The sequence below is a fragment of the Moorena sp. SIO4A1 genome, from assembly GCF_010672065.1.
Classification (GTDB): domain Bacteria; phylum Cyanobacteriota; class Cyanobacteriia; order Cyanobacteriales; family Coleofasciculaceae; genus Moorena.
In genome coordinates this window covers 1-1,559 of record NZ_JAAHHX010000634.1, presented here as the reverse complement: position 1 = coordinate 1,559, position 1,559 = coordinate 1, and the positions used below count along the sequence as shown (strand labels likewise).

Here is a 1,559-nt window from a genome sequence, read left to right as displayed (position 1 = left end):
TAGTAGCGATATTCAATTTGGGTTTCGAGAAAGCGTCGAACCAGTCTACCGAGAATTAGTAGGACTACTGCTGGAACCCAATGCATCTCAAGAAAACCTCAAACAAGCACGAGATGTAATTGAATCCCTACAACTAGCGGAATTAGATAACTTCTTTCGGGATGCCTGTTTAGATGCTAAACCCGTTAATATCGACGAAATAGATCCTAACGCTGCTATCTTCTATACCATTATCTTGCCAGACCGCCTGGAAGTAATTGTCACCTTGCCCGGACAACCCCTGCGCCAGATCACCACTAACTTACCTCAACCAGAAATAGAAAAACTACTGGCTTCGGTAAATAGCAATATTACTGACTCTTGGCGAGGTCTGAGAAAGGACAACTTACAAAAAATACACGACTGGTTAATTGCTCCGATTGAAGCGGAACTAGCCAACAGTAACATCCGCACCCTAGTATTTATCCCCGATGGGGCTTTGCGCAATATTCCCATGTCCGTGCTTTATGACGGGGAACGCTATTCCATCGAGAAATATAGTATTGCGATCGCACCTAGTTTACAATTAATCGACCCTAAAGCATTAGTCAGACAAAACGTTTCGGCTCTGACTGCTGGAGTTAGCGAAGCTCGTCCCCATCTTCCATTACCTCCACTTCCTGGGGTGAAGGTGGAATTAGAGAATATCAAGGGTCAAATTCCTTCATCGATTTTACTCAATGAATCCTTTACTGAATCCAACTTCAATACAGAAGTTAATAGCTCTAGTTACGAAGTGGTTCATCTAGCCACTCATGGTGAATTTAGTTCAGTAGCGGAAGAAACCTTTCTCCTGACCTGGGATGACGTGATCAATCTCAATGAGTTAAATAGTCTGATCTCAGCGGATCAAAAGCAAGAAAATCCCATTGAATTACTCGTCCTCAGTGCTTGTACGACCGCCGTGGGAGACTCCCGAGCCGCGTTGGGATTGGCTGGCATCGCTGTGCGTGCCCCCCCACGCACAGCGATGCCAGTCTCTGGACTGCGGACGATCTTGCTACTACAGAGTTAATGACTCGCTTCTATAAGAAGTTAGCCACAGGCCAGGTTACCAAGGCAGAAGCTTTGCGACAAGCTCAACAGGAGCTGTTGCAGAGCGAGGCATTTAATCACCCCTATTACTGGTCGGCTTTTATTTTGCTGGGAAATTGGTTGTGAGGTAGAGGGAGTAGGGAGATGGGGAGATGGGGAGATGGGGAGATGGGGAGATGGGGAGATGGGGAGATGGGGAGATGGGGAGATGCTTATAGCTGACAAAAAAAATAGCCGCAGAAATACTATCTACGGCTAGGTAAACCTTATGAATTCAGATTTCGCACCATTCCAGACATGCTCCCATGGGAGCAGCCCCGATGGTTTCGCCAGGGGGCAAAGCCCCCCAGCAATTTAATTGCTTAACCCAGAATTATGTACTTAGTCATCATCGTAATAAATTCCCCAGGAAGCCCCGTCGGTTGCAGAGGAGTCCACTCGGAGATATTAGAGTCGAACTAGGGGTTCCCCCCTAGAACTCTCCT

General features: G+C 46.9%; 2 protein-coding genes. Both read left to right on the top strand.

Annotation, left to right across the window (positions count from 1 at the left end; all coding sequences use genetic code 11):
• Window positions 1-1,054, top strand: a 1,054-nt coding sequence (locus F6K53_RS41395) for a CHAT domain-containing protein (RefSeq protein ID WP_293086176.1), incomplete at its 5' end; no start/stop codon positions are given.
• Window positions 1,054-1,200 (top strand): CHAT domain-containing protein, encoded by a 147-nt coding sequence (locus F6K53_RS41390; RefSeq protein WP_293086174.1) that lies wholly within the window; start codon window positions 1,054-1,056, stop codon window positions 1,198-1,200. The genes F6K53_RS41395 and F6K53_RS41390, both read left to right, overlap by 1 nt.
• Window positions 1,201-1,559 lie beyond the last annotated feature (359 nt).

Excerpts from the sequence above, each read along its gene's own strand:
- F6K53_RS41390 (WP_293086174.1), top strand. The coding sequence starts at position 1,054 with ATGACTCGCTTCTATAAGAAGTTAGCCACAGGCCAGGTTACCAAGGCA.